The sequence below is a fragment of the Bartonella birtlesii IBS 325 genome, assembly GCF_000273375.1.
In the GTDB taxonomy this organism is placed as follows: domain Bacteria; phylum Pseudomonadota; class Alphaproteobacteria; order Rhizobiales; family Rhizobiaceae; genus Bartonella; species Bartonella birtlesii.
The window spans coordinates 626346-651872 of the sequence record NZ_CM001557.1 but is presented as its reverse complement, the minus strand read 5'-3'; the positions used below and the strand labels follow the sequence as shown (position 1 = coordinate 651872).

The 25527-nt window shown below is 36.3% G+C and carries 17 protein-coding genes and 3 tRNA genes; 10 read left to right on the top strand and 10 right to left on the bottom strand.

Features of this window, described 5'->3' with window-relative positions; translation table 11 throughout:
- Nucleotides 1–160: 160 nt before the first annotated feature.
- Together QWU_RS03270 and QWU_RS03265 are read left to right on the top strand one after the other, a co-directional pair.
- Nucleotides 161–586, top strand: a complete 426-nt coding sequence (locus QWU_RS03270) for a hypothetical protein (protein ID WP_017196183.1) — start codon at nucleotides 161–163, stop codon at nucleotides 584–586.
- Nucleotides 567–842: a hypothetical protein gene (locus tag QWU_RS03265; RefSeq protein ID WP_006590100.1), complete on the top strand. Its 276-nt coding sequence runs from the start codon at nucleotides 567–569 to the stop codon at nucleotides 840–842. Before QWU_RS03270 ends, QWU_RS03265 begins: the two co-directional genes overlap by 20 nt.
- 231 nt (nucleotides 843–1073) lie before the next feature.
- Here QWU_RS03265 and QWU_RS03260 read toward each other — a convergent pair whose 3' ends face one another.
- The gene (locus tag QWU_RS03260; RefSeq protein ID WP_006590099.1) at nucleotides 1074–2285 is read right to left on the bottom strand and encodes an MFS transporter; all 1212 of its coding nucleotides are present in this window, start codon (nucleotides 2283–2285) and stop codon (nucleotides 1074–1076) included.
- A gap of 611 nt (nucleotides 2286–2896) precedes the next feature.
- Between QWU_RS03260 and QWU_RS03255 the strand changes: the two genes are divergently transcribed.
- From QWU_RS03255 to QWU_RS10290, 4 genes are all read left to right on the top strand, one after another.
- Nucleotides 2897–3673: a class I SAM-dependent methyltransferase gene (locus QWU_RS03255; protein WP_017196182.1), complete on the top strand. Its 777-nt coding sequence runs from the start codon at nucleotides 2897–2899 to the stop codon at nucleotides 3671–3673.
- Nucleotides 3674–4210: 537 nt separating this feature from the next.
- Complete coding sequence (locus QWU_RS03250) at nucleotides 4211–5416, top strand: MFS transporter (protein WP_017196181.1); 1206 nt, start codon at nucleotides 4211–4213, stop codon at nucleotides 5414–5416.
- Complete coding sequence (locus QWU_RS03245; protein WP_006590096.1) at nucleotides 5413–6618, top strand: ATP-grasp domain-containing protein; 1206 nt, start codon at nucleotides 5413–5415, stop codon at nucleotides 6616–6618. The genes QWU_RS03250 and QWU_RS03245 overlap by 4 nt, the downstream gene beginning before the upstream one ends.
- Before the next feature lie 747 nt (nucleotides 6619–7365).
- Nucleotides 7366–7899, top strand: a complete 534-nt coding sequence (locus QWU_RS10290; protein ID WP_240532125.1) for an MFS transporter — start codon at nucleotides 7366–7368, stop codon at nucleotides 7897–7899.
- Nucleotides 7900–8781: 882 nt separating this feature from the next.
- On the opposite strand, the gene QWU_RS03235 is transcribed toward QWU_RS10290, so the two are convergent.
- The 6 genes from QWU_RS03235 to rplU all read right to left on the bottom strand — a co-directional run bounded on the left by QWU_RS03235 (nucleotide 8782) and on the right by rplU (nucleotide 15285).
- On the bottom strand, nucleotides 8782–9060 hold the full coding sequence (locus QWU_RS03235; RefSeq protein ID WP_006590094.1) for a GNAT family N-acetyltransferase: 279 nt from the start codon (nucleotides 9058–9060) through the stop codon (nucleotides 8782–8784).
- Nucleotides 9061–9099: 39 nt separating this feature from the next.
- Nucleotides 9100–9591 carry a hypothetical protein gene (locus QWU_RS03230; protein WP_006590093.1) on the bottom strand — a complete coding sequence of 164 codons (492 nt, stop codon included), beginning with the start codon at nucleotides 9589–9591 and terminating at the stop codon, nucleotides 9100–9102.
- Between the two features lie 589 nt (nucleotides 9592–10180).
- A tRNA-Ser gene (locus tag QWU_RS03220) sits at nucleotides 10181–10270 on the bottom strand.
- A gap of 333 nt (nucleotides 10271–10603) precedes the next feature.
- Entirely contained in the window at nucleotides 10604–13111 is a 2508-nt protein-coding gene (gene ptsP / locus QWU_RS03215) for a phosphoenolpyruvate--protein phosphotransferase (protein WP_006590092.1), read from the bottom strand.
- A gap of 1400 nt (nucleotides 13112–14511) precedes the next feature.
- A complete protein-coding gene (gene rpmA / locus QWU_RS03210) occupies nucleotides 14512–14781 on the bottom strand; it encodes a 50S ribosomal protein L27 (protein ID WP_006590091.1) in 270 nt (89 codons plus the stop codon).
- 12 nt (nucleotides 14782–14793) lie between these two features.
- Nucleotides 14794–15285 (bottom strand): 50S ribosomal protein L21, encoded by a 492-nt coding sequence (gene rplU / locus QWU_RS03205; RefSeq protein WP_006590090.1) that lies wholly within the window; start codon nucleotides 15283–15285, stop codon nucleotides 14794–14796.
- 306 nt (nucleotides 15286–15591) lie between these two features.
- On the opposite strand from rplU, the gene QWU_RS03200 reads away from it, so the two are divergent.
- Nucleotides 15592–15681: transfer RNA gene (locus tag QWU_RS03200), tRNA-Ser, on the top strand.
- Nucleotides 15682–16207: 526 nt separating this feature from the next.
- On the opposite strand, the gene pgi is transcribed toward QWU_RS03200, so the two are convergent.
- The 3 genes from pgi to QWU_RS03185 form a co-directional block, all read right to left on the bottom strand.
- Nucleotides 16208–17872: a glucose-6-phosphate isomerase gene (gene pgi, locus QWU_RS03195; protein WP_006590089.1), complete on the bottom strand. Its 1665-nt coding sequence runs from the start codon at nucleotides 17870–17872 to the stop codon at nucleotides 16208–16210.
- Nucleotides 17873–18067: 195 nt separating this feature from the next.
- The gene (locus QWU_RS03190; protein WP_017196178.1) at nucleotides 18068–21202 is read right to left on the bottom strand and encodes an efflux RND transporter permease subunit; all 3135 of its coding nucleotides are present in this window, start codon (nucleotides 21200–21202) and stop codon (nucleotides 18068–18070) included.
- Nucleotides 21203–21210: 8 nt separating this feature from the next.
- Nucleotides 21211–22341 (bottom strand): efflux RND transporter periplasmic adaptor subunit, encoded by a 1131-nt coding sequence (locus tag QWU_RS03185; protein ID WP_006590087.1) that lies wholly within the window; start codon nucleotides 22339–22341, stop codon nucleotides 21211–21213.
- A 365-nt stretch (nucleotides 22342–22706) separates the two neighbouring features.
- Between QWU_RS03185 and QWU_RS03180 the strand changes: the two genes are divergently transcribed.
- The 3 genes from QWU_RS03180 (at nucleotide 22707) to rpsU (ending at nucleotide 25432) form a co-directional block, all read left to right on the top strand.
- A tRNA-Arg gene (locus tag QWU_RS03180) sits at nucleotides 22707–22783 on the top strand.
- A gap of 544 nt (nucleotides 22784–23327) precedes the next feature.
- Nucleotides 23328–25001 (top strand): formate--tetrahydrofolate ligase, encoded by a 1674-nt coding sequence (locus QWU_RS03170; RefSeq protein ID WP_006590086.1) that lies wholly within the window; start codon nucleotides 23328–23330, stop codon nucleotides 24999–25001.
- A 197-nt stretch (nucleotides 25002–25198) separates the two neighbouring features.
- A complete protein-coding gene (rpsU, locus tag QWU_RS03165; protein WP_006590085.1) occupies nucleotides 25199–25432 on the top strand; it encodes a 30S ribosomal protein S21 in 234 nt (77 codons plus the stop codon).
- The last annotated feature ends 95 nt before the right edge of the window (nucleotides 25433–25527 follow it).

Below are 25527 nucleotides of genomic sequence, written 5' to 3'. Positions count from 1 at the left end.
TGCTCTCTCAAAAGTTGCAGTCATATCCTTTTAGCAGCAAAAAGCCTCACATAGTTTTTTCACCCAACTGCCTAGTAAAATTGCTTAAAGCGCTTTACAAAAATCTATAAATGTATTTCCCACAGCTTTTATATTACAACATAAGGTAAAAAGTTTATCAATGTCTAAAACACAATACAAAATAAGCAAGAATACCGATATTTTGCAAAAAATGAAAGTATTACCCCTTATGCAAAGAATAAACCTTTATAAACCATGCTCGCCTATGGTTAATATCAATAACATTGCTTGGGTTTTCATTCGTCATGAGGCAACCTTAAGGTATTTGGTAATACATTTTAAAGGTGGCAATCCTTATAGTAAAGATATTGCCATATCTTTTCATTGGAAAATTCAAAATCTTGAAGCAATAAAGTGTCTGAAAGAAATTAACTTAAAAACTGATGTTTTACAGAAAATTGACAAAACTATCATGTTGGTATACATGGCAGTTTTTGGTGATGACAGTGGGGTGAAACCTAAAATATCAAAGCCATATAGAAAAACCGCAACGTGGAGGAGTGAGCATGGCCTCTTTATGCGATAAAGAATTATCTGATACCCTTGTTGGTCTTTATGACAACTATCAACGTGGTTTTGATATTGGAGAAGAGCTTAAATTATGCGTGGACTTAGCTTTATCTCTTGAATTGGAACTCAGTATTCATCGTTTAAGCGAAGCAGATGCAATTTTAAAAAAAGAAATTATACAAACCTTGCATCGTCGCAGAAACTCTTATCCTCATGAAGATGAAACAATTGATGATACTATTCATCATATGGATTTTGAAGAACGCAAATAATAATACATAATTTCTTTATAGAGTTCCCCAATTGCTTTATCCTCTGCTGTGCTTAAACATTTAAGGCACTGAATTCTCAGCTTTTTACGAGAATAATATCAACCTAAAGAAGCATATTTATGCTTTATTGAAAACGCAAACTTTAGTATTTGCATCCTTTTAAAAGCAAATATGAAAGGCATGATAAATGCTCATAGAGCATGGTATATGTTTATGGCATTTAAATACAATTTAGTATTTTTCATTTCTGTAAAATAAGACGATGAGCATTCCAACACCCGCAATAATACTTTGAAAAAAATATACAGACTGACATGAGATGCTGTTGGTATCTCTTGCCATGAATAGATATAATCCAAGGATACAACACCCAGAAATACCATTAAAACTTGCCTGCAATCTTCCTTGATATTGGGGATCACAAGAGAGTTGAGATAAAGAAATTGAAAGAGCCCAACTTGAAAGCCCAAATCCAATCATGAAATAAACAGGAAAAACAACAAGCTTGTATGTGTTGACAGACAGAATAGCAAGACCGATAGCCATAACAGCTAATAAAAATGCCAATGTTTTTCTTATGGATAAAATTGTACAAAAAAATGGAGAAAAAAGCGCACCAGTGAATACGCCCAGAGAATAAAGCGCCTCAAATATTGCGAATGTCCCGCTATCCGCATTTAAGACCTCTTGTGTATAAGGAACGAGAATAACAGGGATGGTCATTAACAGCATCATAATAATCATCTGGCTTATATAAGGCATAAAAAGAACCGGATTCTGCTTAAAATAACGAAGGGATGTTGTATAATTTTTCCACCAATTGATCTTATTTTGACTTTTAGATCTTCGGGTTTTAGGTACTTTCATTGCAAAATTAAATAAACCAGCAATAACAAAAAATATACCGCCTATCAGAAGTGTTTCTTTTGTTCCTGCACAGGCGAGTATAAATCCACTAAACCCCATACCTATTATGGTACCAAGTTCATAAACCATATCGATTGTTGCATTTGCATTGATCAGCTGTTTTTTAGGAACGATACTTTGGATTAAAGGAACAGCTGATGGCATATAAAAAGAAATAAAAATACCCAACAAAGCAGATAAGATCATCAAATCAATTTCTATACCCAATTGCCAAAGCATTACCCAAAACACAAGCACCAAACCTCTGACAAGATTTGAAACGACGATCTGCATTTTACGATTGTATTTATCCGCCAACACACCCAAAAAAGGTGCAAAAAGAATGCTAGGCATCCAGAGAAAAAACATTAAAAGCGCTACACCACGAATTGAATTCGTCTGACTGTAGGCAAGCCACGATAATGCAATATAATTTAGCCCATTTCCAAATGTAGCAAACAAACCGCTCAGGGTAAAATAAAGGAAAGTTCTATTCTCGAATAAAGCAGCACGTTCTTTCAAATTTGCAATGAACATAAATCATCCCCTCATACACATATCATTCAGTATGCAGTATAACCAAATTTTCAAACATATATTTAGCTCTTATTTTAGTTGATTAAATTTAAAGAAACAAAATTCTTCATTTTGTTAAAGCGTGATCCACTTTTTATAAAAAAATACTCTAGATATTATATGGGATATTCTTAAGATATTGAAAATTCATAAATATTTCTACTCTCATTGAGAGTTTATATTTGTACCATAAACGTAACAAAACAGCACTGAAATGGGGCGTTTTAACTGTAACAACTGCAAAGAGAATAAGCGATCTTATTTTCATGATGGAGTATTTAAGATTGGTCGTTTCCGTAAGCAAATTATAAATTTGATGCTCATAAAAGGCATTTAAGTAGTAATCGTACCAGAGGTAAAGCAAATTTTTAGAGAAATATTTGGAATCTCCAACCGATTGGATAAAAAACAATTAACTTTCAAAATATACTATGTGAGACGGAAATGTAGGTATTACCCCTATAAAAAAGGTCAAGGAGCAGTTCCCATTTAATTTTTTTTAGAATTTGACATAATGGACAGAGAAGTGCTTCTTTATGCACATCGTAATTCGTGAAGGAAACCACAACCACATGCTACAAGCTATTCAACTGCAAAATGAAAAATTTGATGGATTGGCTGATGATTATGATCGCTACCGTCCACGTTATCCTCTCACTTTATTTAAAACCATGCTGTTTCCTTTTAAGGATAAAAAGCATTTTTCTATCGTGGATGTGGGCGCTGGAACAGGCATTGCATTAGAGGGAATTGTCAAACTTCTAGGAAATGAACACCAATATCATGCTATTGATGTATCAGTAGATATGATTAAGCAGGGGAAAAGAAAATTTCCTTTTGTGCAGTGGTATCATGGTAAAGCTGAAAGCCTCTTGCCTCAAATCGGCAAAATTGATATTGTTGTTGCAGCGCAAGCTTTTCAGTGGATGGATCGCCCTCTATTACTTAGTACTGTCTCAAATCAACTTCAAACTGGAGGTGTTATGGCGGTTATTCAAAACAATCGCGATTTTCAAAATAGTCAATTTTTAGCCGCTTATGAAACATTGTTAGAAGAAATGAGTCCTAACTATTGCCGTTATTATCGTAATTTTGATTTTTTACAAGAAATGCGTGATGGTCTTGGTGCAAATCCAGAAAAGGTTGCTTTACATACACACAATTGGACGATGACAATCCCATCCGAAGCTTTTATGGGCATGAGTCGTTCTTCAACGCAAGCGCAACGCGCCATTACCAACCATGGAGAAAGATATTTGCAGCAATTGGTTGCATTGATAAAAAAATATGAAATACAAGGAAATTTAGAACTTTTGTATCGAAGTGAACTCTACATCTATACAAAATAATCTTACATCTATGGTTATCCTGGTTACCTTTCGACGCATGATGATAAATCCCAACAAATGGAGTCACCCCTCCCTATTGGTTATATAAAAAACCGCCTAAAGCTGTACTAGCGCACCTCAATCTGAGACCATAAACAATTTCTGCCCGATAATGAGGATTGTTGCCATCTCAAAATCCAAGCTTATCACGGCAATGATCAATAACAACCCCGCAACTTTGAATTAAACAGAGACACTCTTGAGAAGACAGAATATGGCTCTCAGACGTAGCTGTGCTAATTATCCAGTACAATAAGCCTTTATCGGCAAGAAGTCTTACAAGAAACGCAACAAAAATACTAGCTGTTCTCACTACTCAAATTTCTGAAAATGCGCTATCATTACGGTAAATGTCGGCTTTCAACTTTACTATTATGCCCCTATCAAAGAACTTGACATGTCCAGTGATAAGTGTACTAACTATTTGTGAAAATGTGCACTGAATATTGTATATCTTTAAAAGTGTCGATTTTAAAATGCCGACATGGGGGGGATGGTGTGCGCAAACAGTTGATGTTTCGGTTTTATGGGCTTGTTGTTGTGCTGTATCTTTCTGATATGGTGCTATTCTTAAGTAATCTTTGGAACGTTTATCGCATAACATCTTCATCGGTTTTCTTGGGTGTGTCCATGGCTTTGGGAACCCTTACACCCTATTTTTTGAAAAAAAGCGGGCTTATCCGCATTAAGTCTTCTCTGAGGTTGGTAGATTTATATAAAAGGCGGATCATCATCTATAGCCTTCTTATATTAATTGCTCTTTTTCATTACGCTGATTCTCCTTTTGGTTTTATTGCTGTATCTATCTCTATCGGTTATCTCTCTTTGATCACCTTAAGTACGCTCGAGACTTATAATACCAAACTAGCGCTTAAAGGTTATATTAGCGCTCAAAAGGCTTCCCGCATTATGCAAACAGTGGTGCAGATTGGTGCATTTTTGGGAGCAGCACTTAGTGGTTATCTCTTAGAAGCAACTAGTCTGCGAGGGGTAGCAGCTGGGGTTGGCTATAATGGTTTGATTGCGGCACTTTGTGTGTTTGACATCATTGTAAGCCTTGTGGCCGGATATGTCATTTTTCACGATGAATATAGTGCTACAGGCGTTGTACCATCTGCAACCGAGAAGAAGCTAACACCCATGCCGCAAGCAGACAGGCTCTCTCTTGAACTTAAACTTTTATGCGTCTGCATAGGCCTTATCGGTTTTCATATTTGCGCCTATAATACACTGGCGACTATTCTTTTTCAGAGTGTGAAAAATTTTAGCTCTGAATATTATGGGCTTTGCAGTGCGGTTGCGGGTGTGGGCGCTTTTTTAGCTGCTTTTATCAAAATTCCCCGCTTTGAATTCATCCTTCCAGCCCTTATGTTGGGTATGGCTGATCTCATTTTTAGCACCACCCAATCACCCTATTTGGCTGTGGTCTTTTGCTTTTTTATTGGCTTTTCGATGAACACCATGCGGATTAATGCCCGCAAACATATGATTGAAGCGACCCAGACAGAGACTCAAGCAGAGCTTGTGGGAAGCTATAGCGGCATGCTTTATACTATCTCCCAATCAGCGGGTTATGTTATCCTTGGTCTTCTTACAAGCCCCGCTCTTATGGGACCACAGGCGGCCATTTATCTTCTACCCCTTATAGGGTTGATAATCTTTATTTATGTCCTTTTTCTTTTAGCGCGGCGAGCCAAGGTATGAGCAAACCCATTCTTATTGTCGACCCTTTCTCTACAGGTGCTCTCTATGGTCCTGCTTTGCAAAAATTGGGCTATACCTGTTACGGTGTTGCATCTCAACCAGCTCTTTTTTCTCATTTTATGCTTTCTTATCAGGGTGAGGGCATGGCAGAAGCGAAGCTTCATAGTGTGGATGAGATAAAGCAGCGTTTTCCAGTCGGTGCGATAGAAGCCGTGGTAGCGGGTGCTGAGATAAGTATTTATTGTGCAGAACAATTGGCTGCTTACTATGGTTGTCTTGGAAATAATCCTTTGACCACTGATTGGCGGCGGAAAAAGGCGACGATGCAAAAGCGCCTTTGTGAAAATGGTTTGTCTTACATTCGGTCAAAAATTCTTACAAAAGATGATTGTATTCTCGATGGTTTTGAAAGCCTCAGCGGCTATGTGGTGAAGCCGAATGATTCTTCTGGGAGTGATGGTGTTTTGTTTTTTTCCAGCCGCGAGGAAGTGATGGCGTGGGTTTCTAGGATCGACTGGATGCAGAAGAATATTTTTGGTGCACCTAACGAGGCTTATTTGCTTCAAGAAAGATTGGTGGGAGAGGAATACATAGTAGACGCTGTTGTAAATGGAGAAGCAATAAAGATATGTGCTTTATCGCGATATAAAAAGGGTATCCATAATGGGAGTGCCTTTGTTTATGAATCGCTTGATGTGCTTGATGCTCAAGATCCCCTTTATGCTGCTCTTATCTCTTATGCAAAACAGTGCATTCGCGTGCTGGGGATTGAATATGGGCCCGCGCATATGGAAATTATGCAAACCGCCCATGGTCCAGTCATGATAGAAGTGGGAGCCCGCCTCCACGGGGGAATTGCGCCCACCTTGTTTGCTCATTGTTATGAAGATGATTTACTTGAAAGCTCCGTTAATCTTATTGCGGGAGTGTTTTCGGAAGCGCCAAGTTGTTTTAAGAAAAAGGGGCGTATTATCTTTCTTATCAACAAGGTTGACGGCCGTATCATAAAAGATATTAACCTATGGCAGCAAAAGCTTCATTCTTGGAAAAATGTAGTTCATTTTATGCTCTTTTTTAAAGAAAACGAGCCTCTTCCTCCAACAATCGATTTAAATACCTGCCCAGCCATTATAGCAATTTGGGGCCGGAGTGATGATGAATTATCGACCTTAGAGAGATTAATTCGTAGCAATTTTTTATAAAATACAACAGTTAGGAAGAAAATTTAGATTCAATAGCGTAAACAGTTAAAAATATAAATAAATATGAAAAATGGAAGCAGGTATTTTTAAAGAATGCGATGCAATAATGAATCAAAATCAGAAATTTTTTCTGTCTATTCGGAGTAACTAGATAATAAAAAACATGCTTAGATTTGGATTCTACAAAAGTGAACCGGCAACAACATTATGGAGAACCTTATAAATTACTGCGATAATTATAAAAGCTTTGAAAAAAAGAGAATGTTGTTAGAAATAAAGCATCGTATCTTAGTCCTTTAACTTAATATGCGTTCTATGATGAAAAAATAGATAATATAAAGCATACCGTCTATTCGAAAAAATTGATTTGTTATATCCGCAGCCAATAATCCAAGGCCCGATTTTTTTCATTTGATGAATGAAGCTGCTTTTAATGTGAGTAGTACACTATTATATACCGGTTCAGTTACGGTAAATGCTATTGTCTAGGCCCGCTTATTATTTCAAGTAAAACCAGATGTTATGCATGTGTGAATCAGAATTACATGCAGGATACTAATGAGTTTGAACTTGTTAAGAATATTATTCATTAATTTTTCCGGATATCAAATTGATAAAACTGGAGATCCATATAGCGGCTCTTGCCATATTTGTAATAAAATGTAAATTTTTCCCTTTACCTATATAAAGTAGTGTGCTGATTACTTTAGTGTTGTTGTTGTACTAATTTGCTTTATTGGTAAATAAATGAATAGTATATTAGCATTTGGATTTTTGTTTAACGGTATAAGGATTTTAACAGGCGCCTTTATTATATTTTATATGCTTGGAAAAGACTTAACTCTTATCGATATCGGTATAATTAAATCATTTCAAGCTTTTATTATGATGGTTACAGATATTCCTCTTGGATATTTTGCAGATAAAAAAAGTTATAAAATATCTATAATTTTGGCAGCAGCTTTTGCTACCACATGGCTCTTTCTCATGGGAGTTTCTACAAGCTTTTATGGTTTTCTTTTAGCAGAGCTTTTTAATGCATTATCGCTTACATTGATTGCTGGCGCCTATAATGCTCTACTTATTCAATATGCAAAAACAAAATTTATATCTACTAAAAAGGTGCTTGGTTCTAGCGCTCAATATAATTACATCGGTATGTTTATATTTAGTTTGATAGGCGCATATTTTGCCGATTATTCTAGCCAATATATATGGTATATATCTGCGTTTTTAATGATGATCACAGCAGTCTTTGGTTTGTTTTTTTGGAAGATCTAAAGGGAGAGAAAAAACCAATAAAAGCGAATTCCTTCATTTCTGACGCAAGAGAAATGTTATCTATTTTTGTTAGAGTTCCCTACATATCTCTATGTTTTTATTTTTCACTTATTTTTTCCAATATATTTTCGCAGTATTGGCAGTGGATATTTAAAGATTATAATATAAACGTAACTTATTTTTATCTTGGTATGACATTTTCTCTTATATTGCTCTCCCAGCTACTGGCTAGTTTTCTCTTTACAAAACTAAGTGAAAGAATGAATTTTGTTCTACTGCTGCTTCTTTCAGCTGCTACAATTTTTACAGTTGCCTTCTTTGAGCCCAAAAAAGAAATTGCTGTTATTTTAGTATGTATGATTTTTTATTTAATTAGGTATACATTCATTCGTGTAGAAGTTGTCCTGCACGATAGTATTAGCGATAATCTCAGGGCCACATACGAATCTTTCTTGTCAACGGTTGGGAGGATGAGCCTATTGGTATTTTTTTATCTTAGTGCGTATATGGTAAATATGTTTGGTTTTTTGTCATTAGTTTACATTTTTGGTATATATTTGTTTATTTACTTGTTTGCAGTGTTTTTTAGAAGGGACTCTAAAAAGATCTCAGTGTGAATATTAATTTATCATTATCACGAGCGTTTTATGTGGTTTCATAATGAAGCATTTGCATAGCATGACTGTAGGATTTAGAGTTTTCAACCTCCGATAACAAACGCAATATGGCACCGTTTGGTCTACTTATTTTTATGGCGCCAAAAGGTAAAAAATATCTGTCAAAGATCAGGCAAATTTCACAGATCTAACACGGTGTCTACGCAGTTTCCACCCATGCAAAGAAGAAAATTCTCTTGTAAATTAGCAAAAAAAGAATTCATAGCTAAATTACCATGTGTTTATTGGAATAAACTTTGAATTCACCAAAGTTTATAAAACCCAATTTTTTATAAATACCAATTCCCTCATTAGAGGCTTGCATACCAATAACATGACATTTCTTTCTTTTTAAATGCTCAATAGCAATTTTTGTCATTAATGTCCCGACACCTCTTTTCTGAAAATCTGGATTAGTGACAATATCATACACTCCACCAACTCCATCCGCTTTAATACAAAAACATATTGCTACAGGATTGTTATTTATATAACCAAGGAACATATCTACATCAGGATTTTTTTATAACAGTCACCTATTGTTTCATAAAATATTATCGCCTCTTCTATCAAAAGGCTCGAATACTGATGCCATAACATTTCCATAATCTATAAAATCTTGAAGCGATTCAACTTCCTTGATTTTAAAATCATCCAGCATAGAAGTAACATGTGAGTCTATATCTTGAGCTAAAGCTGCCATTCCTACCTCTGTTTCAACATGCTCTAAGCCAATAGATAAGAGAACTTCATTAACTTCGTAATTAGACGAATGAGGCCCCACCCACCAAGCTAAAGGTAGTTTCTGTGCATTAAAAGAATTAATTATGGACCTTGCTTGGTCTACATGTATAGCTTCTTGTAAATTTTTAGCAGATATAATATTGAATGTGTCTGAAGCGAATGTTGAATTAACAGAAGATACTCCATTTGAAAAATCAACAACCTTCATTTTTGAGCACAATTTTGGTAAAAAACGTACCTTTGAAGAAAAGTTATTCTCTAACGATAAGTCGATCTTTGATTTGTTTAACATTTTTTTCCTTGTAATCGTTCATCATTCCTAATTGATTTTTTAATAATGGGCTGTAAAAAATCCGTCACCTCAAAGGGATCTCAAATTCTTTTAAATAAGTCTCTACAACCTGTAAGGACCCAAAAGATCCTCTACCAATACTAAAAAAAATTATCCTCTGGGACTATATTGTTGCTCTCCAATATCGCAGGCCATATCACAATAATTTGCTCTTCAAAAATACGGTTTTGCGTTATAGGTGCTGATAAAATGATCTTTATCTATTTTTTCACTTTTGCTTAAAAGCTACATATCAATAGCAATTATAAAAGTAGGAGCCATATAATTTGGTTTTTGTTCTCTAAAAATGAGTAGCCAAAAAACTTTATCACCAAAAATCCAAGTAAGTCAATTGGTTGAGGACATGCGGACCTTCAACCGGAGTATTTGCATGCATCAGAGAAGGAGAAAGTGAAGTATGGGTTTCAATTGTCATCGCAAGCTCTGAGAGAGCAAAATAATCTAGGCATTTATAGAATTGCTTCGTCATCTATGATTCTTTGTAATGGCTACTTTTAGTGACGGTAAGAAAAGTTATCCTTAAAAAATCTGGCGGAGAGAGAGGGATTCGAACCCTCGATATGGTTTCCCATATACACGCGTTCCAGGCGTGCGCCTTCAACCACTCGGCCACCTCTCCAGAAGTCTGCACACTATACCCAGAAAGAAATAACGTGCAAGCCTAAACTCTATACTCAAAATTCAAAAAATGATTTTATCCATAAAAATACTCTCTTCAAATTGATTATGCTCCCCTATATTTTTATAAATAAAACATTACGCACCACTATTAACCTGTTACCACTCATTGTATCTAATAATCAACAGGAGCAATAACTGTACAACCCTCTTTTGTTTCTCAATATTAAAACATGAAATACAATAAACTTTATTCTAATAAAAATGATTTATAATGTAATTTCTTCACGAAACTGCTAGGTTGTGTGTAGCTCTCTCCTTTCTTAAAGCTCCTTCAACACCTTATATTATCTTTAAGAGCACGTACAGCACGTGCAGTTTCACATTGTAATGCTTTTTCTGCTAAAATTTTCATATCCTCAAAACTATGTGCCTGTAAGCATGCTTTTACGGAAGAAATATCACTGGATATCATGGAAATTTCATGAATCCCCAATCCAGTTAAAATCATCGCGGCAAAAGGATCGCTAGCCATGCCGCCACATACACTAACCCAACATTCATGTTTTGCTGCACCTTGAACAGTCTGATGAATCATACGCAAAACCGCTGGATCAAGACTATCAGCTTCAGACACAAGGTAAGGATTTTGTCGATCAACAGCCATCGTATATTGTGTTAAGTCGTTGGTTCCTATTGAAAAAAAATCAACATGAGCACTTAAAACATCTGCCATAATAGCTGCTGCAGGCACTTCAATCATAATACCAAGCTTTAATTTTGGCGCATCAATATCGCTTTGAATTTCTTCTGTAATCTTTTTTATAGCAAAAATCTCTGAAACAGACATAACCATTGGAAATAGAATCCAGAGATCTCCACCTTCTTTAGCAGCTCGATACAGAGCACGTAATTGAGGAATCAAAAGATCACGCCGACGTAACAAAAGCCGCGTTCCCCGAACACCTAAAAACGGATTTTCTTCTTTAGATAAATGTAAATGTGTGACCTGTTTATCTCCACCAATATCGAGTGCTCGAATAATTAATGGCTTATCTCCTACGGCTGCAATCATCGCACGGTACACATCAAATTGCGCTTCTTCATCTGGAATATGTGGACTATCTAAAAACAAAAACTCTGTACGCATGAGTCCAACACCTTCAGCCCCCAAATCTAGCGCAATAGGAACCTGATTTGCATAATTGACGTTGGCCATGATACGAATTCTTTGACCATCTGTCGTCTGTACTGGTAGTCTATAGATACGTATCTCATTTTCACGCTTTTGTGCGACAATATTTATCTGTTTTTGAACATCTTCAATATCCTCAAGAGTAGGATCCAAATAGATAAACCCATTATCGCCATCAATAATAGCCTGAACATCATATTCAACTGCTAAAACATCCATCCCTGTAGCTACAACCATTGGAATCCCAAGGGTGCGTGCTAAAATAGCCGTGTGAGATAATGGGCCTCCCCATGCTGTTGCTAACCCTTGTACTTTCGTGCAATCAAGCTGCGCTACATCGGAGGGAGAAAGATCATCTGTAACAAGAATAACACCGTGTGGAATATCATTTAAAAAGAATGATTTATATGATGGATTAATTTCGCCTAAAACACGACGACCAACATCAATTAAATTAACAGCACGCGCTGCTAATAAAGGATTATCAACTTTAGAAAACATATCTGCAAATTGCTGAACTGCTCTATCCCAAGACCAAGCAACGCCATGACCTTCTGCTATAAAGCGACAAGTTTGAGCTATCAGATTTTCATCCTCAAGCAAAACCATTTGCGCAGAAAAAATTGCCGCTGAATCTGCTCCCATACGCTCTGTGATATCAGCAATAACGGATGCCATTTTATATTTTGTTTTTGTAAGAGCATTTTCAAGACACGCCGCACCAGCCGTAAAACCTATTGGCTGGTCCATTATGGAAATATCATTTTGTTTTAAAATAAAAATCTTGCCAAAAGCTAACCCTGAACTCGCTCCAATACCAGAAATACTTTTTTGCTTAGAACGCGGACACCAACCATGAAAAGCTTTCGTTTGAGTTTTCATTTCTCTCATTACACATTTTTCACTTATGCTTACTTTCTTTACAACAGAAATGGCATCCTTCAGAAGTTGCACTCCTTCTACCGCATCCGTTGAAAAAATGAGAACATCACCGTTTTTTACTCCTAATTGTAATAAACCAACCAAATTTTTCATTTCAACGACATACTGACCATGGCGAACTCTGATAGAGCTCTGTACTTTTTTTGCAAAGTCAACCCAAAGAGAAGCCGGTCGCGCATGAAGACCGCTTGGATAATCTAAAGTCCATTCCTGACACACTGAAAGGTCTCCTATAAAAGCCTTTCCTATTTTCATATCCTGACCAAAAAGAGTGGTAACAATCTGTTGTTTATCGGCAGTTGTCAAAAGTGCTTCAAGCCGCTCCTTATCAAATAAAAGATCTGCTAATTGTTTACAAATCTCTTTATAGCGATCTGGACAAGCTGCAATGGCAATAACCAAACGCGCTTTATTTCCATCCCACCATTCAACACCCTCAGGAATCTGTACAACAGCAACAGCATCCCTGATAACCAAATCATTATTTTCAAACATTCCATGGGGAATGGCTATACCATTTCCAAGCCAAGTATTCGTTGTTGCTTCACGCTTGAGCATGCTTTCTAGATAACATTTATTAACGGCACCAACCTGTACGAGTAGCTCAGCAGCAGCATGAATCGCATCATTTTTATGACCAAAAGTCGCTGCAAGTTGTACAGATTTTATAGACAAGATTTCACTCTTATTAAAATCTGTATTCATTGCTTCTGCTTCCTCACATTTTATCATGGATTTACACTGTCTCATGTCCAAATATGAATGTTTTGATCAATTTCGCTTCAAAACCACATTTTCCAAAATATAAAGAATACTATGAATTGCCTTTGTTTTATGAAATATAACTAAGTGAAATGTTCAAATATTTTAACTTGATCCGTCCAACAATTAGATAACCCCACCCCACAAATTGCTTAAACTATTGTAAACAAATTTGACTCCTGTTCTTTATTTCAAAAAAACAAATGCTCCCATCTTTATGTAAAAAACCAACTTAAAAATTATTTTTAAAAACATTCTCCTCCTCCCAAGTCATTTGACACGACCTGTTATATTTTGTGCAGAAATAAGAAAATCCCAACCATATAAAATTTCAGCTGACATTTCAAATTTCTTCCCCCAAATTGAGTAGTCCCCTTTAGCTTTTCTTAATTTATTGACTCATTACATAATCACAAATTATTCTATACAACCTACCTCTTTAAGATTACGCACAATTAGACTATGCCATAACACAAAACCCTCAAGACATAACCACCACACTGTACACTTCCCCTTATCAAATAGATCTCACACTCTGCAATGTTTCTTATCTACACATTCTCAAAATATGCACCCTTAAAAAACAACATCTTCGACAATTAAAATCACGCCAATCTCTATAGATAATTAACTTCTAGGTATTTAACTAAACAAGACAAGTAGAGCCTTAGAATAAAAAGAGCTTTTATCTTAAACTAAGCTTTGCTCTCATATCCACAGAGTTCATTGTAATAACAGTCAAACAATAGAGAGGCTACTCTTAATATTACTCATTGCACACTCGACATTTCAATTGCTTCAAACTAAATTCCCTTAAATGTAACTCTACCTTAGATTTATTGTCCACCTCAGCGCATTGCACTGAATAAAGCCGCTTTTACTATTTCTTCTCTCTCAAAACAAATAACCTGATTCATCCCATAACCGTTTAAAAAGATTATAAATATTATAAATACTTATAAGTTGCTTCATTCTTACCAAAATGATCGTGCCAATTGTATCATCAAATTTCTCTAAAATTTTCCGAAAATTAATTAGCCTCTCTAAAATATAAATTGTTTAGCGCTTTGCATATAAAAAGAAAAATTTCCCACACTATCATCATACACCAATTTATCGAAAAATTCCATCATCATATCAATATCTTCAGTGTAAACAAATATAGTACAATTTTTTCAGTTATCTGAGAAAAATAATTGCCAAAACTCTGCTTTTTTAGCCTTCTTCACATCTCTACATCAATACAAAAAAGGAAAGATAGCATCCTATCTTTCCTTTTAAAAATTGATAATCTCGCAACCAGATTCCAATGGAATATCGGCTTATGCAGAAAATACTATAGCCTACCTCGCTGTCTCTACCCTAGGAATGACCGAGACATAGGAACGGTTATTTGCTTTCCTTTGAAAAGAAACCACACCGTTCGATAGAGCAAAAAGGGTATGATCCTTTCCGATACCGACATTATCACCAGGATGCCAACGTGTACCACGCTGGCGCACAATAATATTTCCAGCGATAACAGCTTCACCACCAAATTTTTTAACGCCAAGACGTTTCGATTCTGAATCGCGACCATTACGCGAGGAACCACCCGCTTTTTTATGTGCCATGGATGTTCTCCTTTAATCTTCTTTATTCTTTGATGCTACAGCCGCTTTTCTTTGCGGCATGACCTCTTTCTCAGCTGTTTTCTTAACTGTTTTCTTAACAGAAGTAGGTGCTTTTGTTTCCTTTGTTTTCTCTTTTAATGTAGTGGCCTCTTCTTTAATTGGCTTTGTAGTTGCTTTTTTCGGCTTTGCCCCACCCATCAAAACTTCTAAAATACGAAGTATCGTAAATTCTTGGCGATGACCACGTGTACGTTTCGAATTTTGACGACGGCGCTTCTTAAATGCGATAACCTTACGCCCACGTGTTTGTTCTACAATTTCAGCCGTAACTAAAGCATCGGCAATAACAGGTGCGCCAATCACTGCGTTACCCTCTTGCCCCACCATCAATACATCGTTGAATTCAACAACATCACCAGTATTGCCAATAATTTTTTCAATCTTCACCACTTGGTTAGCAACAACGCGGTATTGCTTACCACCAGTTTTAATGACTGCGAACATTTTTTATCCTTTCGTTCACACCAGCTCTTATTTACCTCTAATTGACTTCTACCTCGTCAAAGAGAAAAAATAGGCTGCTTTTTATCAGTCGTAATAGATTTTACAGGAGAGATAAAACACCCTCCAAAATACAAATATGCGCAGATTTCTCTACGCTTGTGTTTGTATATATGACGGAATTTCTATTCTCTGTCAATAAAGCCTTATAAAAAAGCAAAAATTGGTTGTACTAAACGCAATTGGAGGTTATTTACCTACCATATTCTTCAACAATGTGAGATTTTATTGTACCTTGATATAATATATGGAGAGATGGCTGAGTGGTTGAAAGCACCGCACTCGAAATGCGGCATAGGGGTGACTCTATCGGGGGTTCAAATCCCTCTCTCTCCGCCAAAAATATGAGCTAAGATAATCTTTGTTAATTATCTCCGATGCTGTTTATTGGCAAACCTTATACCAATGCATTCCTTTCAAAAGATTTTTAAAGAATTCTCTCAAAGAAGAGAGAGGATTAAAGGAAAATATCCATAGCACATAAAAAGCTGATGGTTTCTCAACATCATGGTCGCGATTCAGAATAGAAACGTCTTGGCGTTTAAAATTTAATGGTGTAGTCTTAAAAAACCAATCTAGAAAATAATATATTCATGGCAAAAAATGTACATAAAAGAGTGAATTATCATGCACTTCTATCTCATCACCTCTTATGCATCTTAAATCAATCAATCCATTCCTTTACATGTCATAAGCAGCATAGACTATGAATAAAATCATGTAAGAAAGAAAAATATCTCTTATCAATTCTCTTAAATATAAGAATTATCATGATATTTTGAATTGATAAATAGAATGATAGTGCCAGATTGCATCTTCATAAGCGTAAAGATGGTGCCACGCAATGAATTTTGCAGATTCTGCATTATTCTGCACGTCTTGCTTGAATATGTGCCAACAATCCTAATGTTGAACTATCGCGTTTATCTGCTTTGTTTTCTCTACGCAGTATTGGTAATAATTCATTTGCTAATTCTTTACCAAGTTCTACACCCCATTGATCAAATGAATTAATATTCATCAAAATGCCTTCGACAAAAATGCGATGTTCATAAAGTGCAATGAGACGACCAAGTGCAAAAGGTGTCAGCAAATCCTGAACCAACATAATATTAGGCCGATTTCCCTCAAAACTTCTATGAGGTGCTAAATTGTCTGCTTCATACTCATTCATACCATTTTTTAAAAGGATACGCCGAGTATCTTCGACACTGCGTCCTTTTATGAGAGCCTTTGATTGCGCTAAACAATTTGCGATTAACATTTCATGCATAGAATATAAATTTTTCTCATGCCCTTTTACAAACAAAATAAATTCTACAGGAATGATATCTGTTCCTTGATGCAAAAACTGAAAAAAAGCATGTTGACCATTTGTCCCTGAATTTCCCCAAACAACTGGACTACTTGAAAAATTTAATGGTTTGCCATCCAAAGAAATCCGCTTACCATTTGATTCCATATCAAGTTGTTGCAAATAAGCTGGAAAATGCGCCAAACGCTGTGCATAGGGAATGACAGCACGTGATGCATAACCACAAATAACACGATGCCAGAACCCTAAAAGAGCAAATCGAATAGGAATATTTTCATGCAAAGGCGCAGTTTTAAAATGTTGATCCATTTGTAGAGCACCTTTGAGAAATTGGCGAAAATTCTGTTCTCCTATTGCTAACATCACAACAAAACCAACGGCAGACCAAATTGAATAACGCCCTCCAACCCAATCCCAAAATCGAAAAACTTTTGCAAAATCTATGTTAAATTCTGCCACTTTATCAAGAGCACTCGAAACAGCAACAAAATGTCTACCAACAGTCTTTTCTCCTAAATGTGAGCGAATCCATTGACGCGCAACTTGCGCATTTACCATTGTTTCAGCTGTCGTAAAAGTCTTAGAAGCAATGACAAATAGTGTTGTTGCCGGATTCAAAACAGAGAGAATATCAGAAATATGTGCACTGTCAGCATTAGAAACAAAATGGCAATATGGACCATCATGATAAGGTTTTAAAGCACGTGTGACCATAGCAGGTCCAAGATCAGAACCACCAATACCAATGTTAACAACATCACTTATCTTCTCGCCACTGCTTCCCCTATAGTTGCCATTACGTACTTTTTTTGAAAATTTTTCCATATCATTAAGAACAGTTTGAATATCCTTAACTAAATCATGGTTATCCAACATGAAAACTTCATCAGCAGGCAAACGTAATGCAACATGAAGAACTGAGCGTTTTTCCGTTGTATTAATGGACTGACCGGAAAACATCGCTTCACGCCTACCCAATACATCTGCTGCAACAGCTAAATCATCTAGCAGTTGCAATGTTTTTAATGTCACACCACATTTCGAAAAATCAAAAAGGAGATCATCAAGTTTTAAAGAAAAATGGGAAAAGCGTTGCGCATCTTCTAAAAAATGCCTACGGATATTATGCACCCCCCCTTTTGTGGCGTGTTCTCTTAAAGCCTGCAAAGCTGCTTCAAAAGCTCTTTTATTTCGAATCAACAAGCCATCTCTCATGGTCTTATTTCCCCATTATCATTGACAATGAAATCTATATACAAACAATAACAAAACAGAGAGCGCCTCCTTATTTGCTAGCCATTTTTATTGCTCGCATACAATAATGAAGGAGTACAAAAATAGAAAGATAAGACCCGAAAACGACATTTTAAAAACAAAAGTAAAAAAATCAAAGCTTTCCCACCCCAAATATTATTTCACTTGGCTTAATTCTTTTGATAAACGCAGACTTTCTTCTGCTTTTGGAGTTATAAAACGCCCAAGTAAAAGATAAACAACAGGTGTTACATAAAGGGTGACAAATGTTGCCAAACCTAAACCACCAACAATTACCCAACCCAAGGCTACACGCGCTTCTGCACCAGCACCTTTTGCTAAAACCAAAGGAATCCCTCCCAAAATAGCACAAATCATCGTCATACAAACCGGACGAAGACGAATATTTGCTGCCTCTTCTATAGCTTTACGAACACTCTTACCCTGATCACGCAACTGATCTGCAAACTCAACAATAAGAATGCCATTCTTAGCCATAATCCCAATCAACAAAATCAAACCAATTTGACTATAAATATTAAGGCTTACGCCGCTCAAAAGCATAGCAATTGCGGCACAACCAAGCCCTAATGGTACAGTAGCCATAATAATAAAGCCTGAAATAAAGCTTTCAAACTGCGCTGCCAAGACTAATAAAATAATGATAAAAGCAACACCAAAAACAACGATGAAATTTGAAAAGGTTTCATTAAGCGTTGCGGCACTCCCTAAAGGAATAATATACTCTCCATCAGACAACAGAGAAGAAGCACTTTCTTGAACAACCTGATAAGCTTGTCCTAAAGCAAAAGTGGGTGCAAGATTGGTGCTTAAGACAACAGCATTCATGCGTTCTTCTCGTTTTAATTGGGGTGCAATAGCTTTTTCATGCAAATTTGCAACAACTGAGAGAGGAACATATTTATTATTTTTTGTTTTTAAGAAAATATTTTCCAAATCAGCAGGATTATTAATAGAATTTTTACGCGAAGTAAGCTTCACATCATAAGAACGGTTATTAACGTGAATAGAACCTATTTTCTTCCCATCCAAAATTGTTTGTAAAACATCGCTAATATTGGTGATATTAATGCCTAAATCAGACACCCTTTCTCGATTAATTTCAATAAAAAATTGTGGTTGTGTTGCATCAACAGCAAGCCGTGGACGAATAAAACGGGAATCTTTTTGCAAAATACTTACAAGCTTATCAGCAATAGATTGCAAATTGGTGTAATTATTTCCAAGGATTGCAAATTGCAATCCTTGCCCAGTTCCAGAAATCCCTAAAGAATTCCCTTGGGCAATAAATGCAAATACTGCCGGAAAAGATTTCAGTTTTACATTAATATCTTTTACAATTTCTTGTTGACTACGCGTACGCTTTTCCCAAGCAGAAAATAATAAAACGAGAAAAGCTGTATTAGGTGATCCACCAATTCCTGCAATGGAGTAACTGTTAGCAATTTCACCAGAATCATACAATGGTTTTAAACTTGCTGCAATTTGCTCAACCTGCTTATTGAGATATTGTGTTGAAACCCCTTGAGGTCCATTAATAACCATAAGTACAACACCTCTATCTTCTTCAGGTGTAAGTTCTTTTTGTATTTTCATATAACTTCCAGCACATAGCGCTAAAAAAACAAGTGAAGAGAATACGACAATCCAAGGATGATTTAAACATTTATGCAAATAATAAGCATAGTTTCTACTGAAAAACGCTCCTAAATTGTCCAGAAAAATAAAACGATGCGTTTTTTCTTCATTCTCTTTAATTTGCGCTTTAAGAAAGCGGGAAACAAGCATAGGACAAAGAGTCAACGCAACAATAGAAGAAAGCAATACAGAAATTGCTAGAACAAAACCAAATTCTCTAAAAAGTCCACCTACCTGTCCAGGAAGAAAAGAAATTGGCACAAAAACAGCAACCAAAGTAAATGTCGTCGCCACAACAGCAAAAAACACTTCTCGCGTTCCCAAAACTGCTGAAGATCGTGTTCCTAACCCCATATTTCGCCATCGAACAATGTTTTCTAGAACAACTATAGCATCATCCACAACAAGCCCTGTTGCCAAAACAAGTCCTAAAAAGGTGAGAATATTCAATGAAAACCCTACAAGATAAATCGCCGCAATTGTGCCAATCAAAGCGATCGGAATAGATAAAGCAGGAACAAGTGTTATACGAAAATCCCTCAAGAAAAGAAAGATAACAAAAATAACACTCAATATAGCAATGAATAACGCAACCTCAACCTCATGGAGTGCACTTTTAATAAAGATTGCATCATCATTAATAATATCTACATGTACAGAAGATGGAAGTATAGTTTTAAGATGCTTGAGAACTTCTTGAACCCCTTCAGAAATATTAAGAGTGTTAGATTGTGCTTTACGTATAATTCCTAATCCAACGCCTGTTTTTCCATTAATGCGAAGAATAACCTTTTCTGTATCTGGTGATAAAGTCACATGTGCAACATCTCCAACACTTACATGAGGTTTTAACATAACTTTTTCAAAAGCTTCTGGTGTCGTCAAACGAGCGGTTGCACGCACAACCAAAGCCTGTTTAGAATTTCTTAATGATCCTACAGGGGCATCTATAGACATATTGGAAAGAACACGCGAAATATCTGCTATTGTCAAACCATAACTTGCGAGTTTTGTCTGATCAATATCAATTTGAAAAATCTTCGTATGTGCACTGGCAATTTGCACATCACCAACACCTTCAACAGCAGAAAGCGCATCAACAATTTGCTCATCTACAATCGTTGTCAAATCATCAATATTCATCGTTGATGACGTCACAACGATATACATCATTGCAGATGCATCTGCATCTGCTTTAATAATCAAAGGTGCATCTGCATCTTGAGGAAGAGAATATGAAATACGAGAAAGAGCTTCTCGAATATCAGATGCCGCAATATTCAAATCAACGCCAACATGGAACGTAATCTGTACAAGAGAACGTCCAAAAGAAGATGTTGAAGAAATTGTCTTCACTCCTGCAACGCGAGATACTGTATCCTCTATAACTTTTGTAATTTCACGATCAATGGTTTCTGCTGATGCACCAGAAAAAGTTGTCACTATTGTCGTCACTGGCATATCTACATCTGGCAATTCACGCACATCAACATTCATCCATGCAGCAAATCCCGCAAGCAAAATCATCGCATTCAAGACAAAGGTTAAAACTGGTCTGCGAATAAATAAGGCGATATTACCACCTTGTTTTGGTTGTGCTAAAAGAAGTTCTTTTTTCAACTCTCCAGTCATTATATATTCTACCCATTAGCTTCTGATTGTTTTTGTTGATGGGTCGTAATATCATTCAAAATAACCCTACTTCCTGGATAAAGCATCTGAACTCCTTGAATCACAATTTTATCACCATTTTCTAAAGACGCTTTCACAAATACCTGATCTGTTTTATGCTGAATAATTGATACTGGAATGGACTCTACTTTTCCCTCTCTTACACGCCAAACGAATGATCCCTTACTATTCCATTGAATGGCAAGAGGATTTACCACAGGAAAAGAACCACCATAAAATTTAAGCGTTGTTGTAAAAGACATACCAGACATAAGGGTATCTTTTTCGTTCTTGATTGCAATCTGAACATGAAGTGTGCGACTTTCCGGATTAATAACGTTATCAATTGCATAAATATGACCAACAAAAGTTTTATCTGGCTGCGCCGTTAATGTTGCCATCACCTTATCCCCTTTATGAACATGTGATGCGTAGCGTTCAGGAACCCATATATCAACTAAAATACCTTCTCTATTTTCAATTCGTCCTATGACAGTATTAACAGTCACAGCATTGCCCTCATCAATGGGTAAAATACCTACAACTCCGCTAATTGGTGCACGAATTGTTCGCCGATCAAGATCTAATTCAGCATTACGCAATATCAAATTTGCGTTATCTAGCTCTAAGCGCGCAGTAATTTCCTGAACCTCTGTTGCTGTCTTACTGGCACGTAACTTAAGGATACGAGAAAGTGTTAATGCACTATTATCACGTTGTACTTTCGCTTTTTCAGCTGCTATTTGTTCCTTTTTGGAATCGAGTTTTACAAGTACATCACCTGCTTGTACCCTCATGCCAGCTGACACAAAAATCTTATCTATAATACCTGATGACCAAGGCGTTAATTCCACCGAAGCTAATGCCTGTCCACTGCCAAGCGCGTTTAGCTGTTCATAAAAATCTTCAATTTTTACAAGATCAACAATCACATTTGTTGGTGGCTTTCCGGTGGGCATTTTTGAGATTTCATGTGATGCATTTGTCGCTTTATCCATTATAGAAATGTGTTGTTGTGAACTTTTTTTCCCTGCCCAATAAGTAATCATCAAAATGAGAACGAGAAATACCAGTGGAAAGGTCTTTTTTAACAGCTTCATGATTCTAACCTTGCTGTATCGTGAATATGTCAACTTGTCTGAAACAGTTCTCAACAGTTACATCCGAGTTTCATATAAAAACTGAACTGCAGGTAGTGTATCTTACCCCCCCACCGTAAAAAACATATCTCATCTTTTGCTTGACTATCTTTCATAAAATAAAACGTCAAGTTAACTATCGTTCACATATTCAAAGGAATTATCGTACAAAATCTCAGTAAAATCGGAAATATACAGGAGCTTTTTTAAAAATATTACATCCACAAAAAGATAAAATTTTTATTTTCACCAAGTTTCACTTGCAATTCCTCCATGAAACGATTAGGAACCCTTTGTCGTAATAAGATAGAAAATTGAAAATCTATGCACCCGTAGCTCAGCTGGATAGAGCACCAGACTACGAATCTGGGGGTCAGGAGTTCGAATCTCTTCGGGTGCGCCATTCTTTCGGTCTCCATTTTTCAATATTTAAGAGGATGTTTTTCTTATTGAGGCGTTTTCCTTTTTGTCCTGGTTGCATTGTTAGAAAATATAATGCCCGCTCTTTTGTTTGTTAATCAGAACAGCTTTCTGAGATATTTTTAGATGTATAAGACTTCCAATATGGTTTATACGCCTGAAAGAAAAAAGTCTTAGATTTCTTTTACAAAATTTTAGAGTTATAATATTCTTTATAAGAAGCCTTGAAAGGATAAATCATCTGGAAATCAAAAATCCCAACAGGACGCTCCTGTGAAAAGTTTAAGACCTTGATGTCATTTTTTCTAAATTCTGTATTCTTTTTAAAAGCTTTTTAGAACGAACAATATAGCAATTTTTTTTCTGAAAACTTAAAACTGCTTGTTTTTTCCGCTTTATTTTTCCCTCTTGCACAGTATGTTATCGACCTCTATGATATCTTATAACTCTATATTCTATAGGTTCTTCCATCTGATTATAGTACACACTCTTAATATCAACAAAAGCCAAATTTAAAGAATCTTTCCATGCACAAAACAGATATTGAAATTGCTCGCACAGCTCACAAGCAACACATCACTGAAATTGCACAAAAAATTGGTATCGCACATGAAAACCTTATTCCTTATGGACATGATAAAGCTAAAATTTCTTCTGCATACATAAAATCGCTCAATAAAAATCCGGATGGTAAACTTATCCTCGTTACGGCTATTAACCCAACGCCTGCTGGAGAAGGAAAAACGACAACAACAGTTGGTCTTAATGATGCTCTCAATCTCATCGGAAAAAAAGCTATAGCTACCTTGAGAGAACCATCCTTAGGTCCTTGTTTTGGTATAAAAGGTGGTGCTGCTGGAGGTGGTTACGCTCAAGTTGTACCGATGGATGACCTTAATTTGCATTTTACTGGTGATTTTCATGCGATTACAGCTGCTCATAATCTTCTTGCCGCAATGATAGATAACCATATTTACTGGGGAAATAGTCTGAATATTGATCCCCGCCGCATCGTTTGGAGACGAGTCCTTGACATGAATGATCGTGCATTACGCGATATTGTTACTTCATTGGGCGGGGTTACCAACGGTTTTCCTCGTCAGACAGGTTTTGATATTACTGTTGCATCAGAAATTATGGCACTTTTTTGCCTTGCCGAAAATTTAGAAAATCTTACGCAAAGACTCAAAAAAATTATTGTTGCCTATCGTTATGATAAAACACCAGTAACAGTCGCTGATCTCAATGTAGAAGGAGCAATGGCAGTTCTTCTTAAAGATGCCATGCAACCCAATCTTGTACAAACAATTGAAAATAATGCTGTCTTTGTTCACGGTGGGCCTTTTGCCAATATTGCTCATGGCTGTAATTCAGTTATAGCAACAAAAACCGCTTTAAAACTCGCCGATTATGTTGTCACAGAAGCAGGTTTTGGAGCAGATCTTGGAGCAGAGAAATTTTTTGATATTAAATGTCGACAAACAGGTATTGTACCAAGCGCGACGGTGATTGTCGCAACAATTCGCGCATTAAAAATGAATGGTGGTGTGGACAAAAAGAATCTAACAGAGGAAAATATCACTGCTTTAAAAGAAGGAGCAGCCAACCTTTTACGACATATAAAAAACATGGAGCACTACGGTATCCCTTGTATTGTCGCACTTAATCATTTTGATACCGATAGCGATGCTGAAATCAGCATGTTACAAAAAATAGTTGCAACAACTGGGCACAAAGCCGTTGTTTGCAAACATTGGAAACAAGGTGGAAAAGGTGCTATAGAACTTGCACAAGAACTTGTTACCCTAATTGAAGAAAAAGATTGCCATTTTAAAGTTCTGTATCAAGATTCACTGCCACTTGTTCAAAAAATTAATGCTATTATAAAAAATCTCTATGGTGGTCGTGGAGCTATAATCGCTGATCCTATTCTCAAACAGCTTGAATGTTGGGAAAAGGAAGGTTATGGCACATACCCTATTTGTATGGCAAAAACACCTTATTCCTTTTCTGCTGATCCCACTCTATACGGTGCTCCTGTTGATTTTGAAATTCCTGTACGTGAAGTTCGTCTCTTGGCAGGTGCAGGTTTTATTGTTGTCATTTGCGGAGATATCATGACTATGCCTGGCTTACCCCATTACCCTATCGCTGAAAAAATTCATCTTGACGAAAATGATCATATACAAGGGCTCTCATAAGCTTATATCTGTAAACTCAATCATTCATTAACGAATAGCAGCTCATAGCAAAAAGATAAGAATTTTAAAAAGCGATGTAGACAAACACCTTCTTTATGTGATATGCATTCTGTAGTATATGTTGCTTTTAGATGCTATTTAAAAGCAATTAGGTTTTTTCCTATTACTTATAACACCAAAAAAAAGCAGGATAGATAGTGCAAGTACTCGTTCGTGATAATAATGTTGATCAAGCGCTACGCGCATTGAAAAAGAAGATGCAACGTGAAGGTATTTTCCGTGAAATGAAAATGCGTGGTTATTATGAAAAACCATCGGAAAAGCGTGCTCGTGAAAAGGCTGAAGCTGTTCGTCGTACACGTAAGCTTGCTCGTAAACGTGCACAAAGAGAAGGTTTTGTGAGTAACGGTCGGGCTTCTGCAGTAAGATAATGTATTTTTTCTGCTATCTTAGAAAATCAAATTAGTAGTTACAATGGATATAGTATTTAGCCGGGTTGTTTGATGTGGCGAAGGTAGTTTTTTGT

Bases quoted from the DNA above. Each gene is read 5' to 3' on its own strand.
- QWU_RS03255 (WP_017196182.1), top strand. From the start codon at position 2,897: ATGCTACAAGCTATTCAACTGCAAAATGAAAAATTTGATGGATTGGCT.
- QWU_RS10290 (WP_240532125.1), top strand. From the start codon at position 7,366: ATGAATAGTATATTAGCATTTGGATTTTTGTTTAACGGTATAAGGATT.
- QWU_RS03185 (WP_006590087.1), bottom strand. From the start codon at position 22,341: ATGAAGCTGTTAAAAAAGACCTTTCCACTGGTATTTCTCGTTCTCATT.
- QWU_RS03265 (WP_006590100.1), top strand. From the start codon at position 567: ATGGCCTCTTTATGCGATAAAGAATTATCTGATACCCTTGTTGGTCTT.
- rpmA (WP_006590091.1), bottom strand. From the start codon at position 14,781: ATGGCACATAAAAAAGCGGGTGGTTCCTCGCGTAATGGTCGCGATTCA.
- pgi (WP_006590089.1), bottom strand. From the start codon at position 17,872: ATGAGAGATGGCTTGTTGATTCGAAATAAAAGAGCTTTTGAAGCAGCT.
- QWU_RS03260 (WP_006590099.1), bottom strand. From the start codon at position 2,285: ATGTTCATTGCAAATTTGAAAGAACGTGCTGCTTTATTCGAGAATAGA.
- QWU_RS03245 (WP_006590096.1), top strand. From the start codon at position 5,413: ATGAGCAAACCCATTCTTATTGTCGACCCTTTCTCTACAGGTGCTCTC.
- QWU_RS03230 (WP_006590093.1), bottom strand. From the start codon at position 9,591: ATGTTAAACAAATCAAAGATCGACTTATCGTTAGAGAATAACTTTTCT.
- QWU_RS03235 (WP_006590094.1), bottom strand. From the start codon at position 9,060: ATGTTCCTTGGTTATATAAATAACAATCCTGTAGCAATATGTTTTTGT.
- QWU_RS03270 (WP_017196183.1), top strand. From the start codon at position 161: ATGTCTAAAACACAATACAAAATAAGCAAGAATACCGATATTTTGCAA.
- ptsP (WP_006590092.1), bottom strand. From the start codon at position 13,111: ATGAATACAGATTTTAATAAGAGTGAAATCTTGTCTATAAAATCTGTA.
- QWU_RS03170 (WP_006590086.1), top strand. From the start codon at position 23,328: ATGCACAAAACAGATATTGAAATTGCTCGCACAGCTCACAAGCAACAC.
- rplU (WP_006590090.1), bottom strand. From the start codon at position 15,285: ATGTTCGCAGTCATTAAAACTGGTGGTAAGCAATACCGCGTTGTTGCT.
- QWU_RS03190 (WP_017196178.1), bottom strand. From the start codon at position 21,202: ATGACTGGAGAGTTGAAAAAAGAACTTCTTTTAGCACAACCAAAACAA.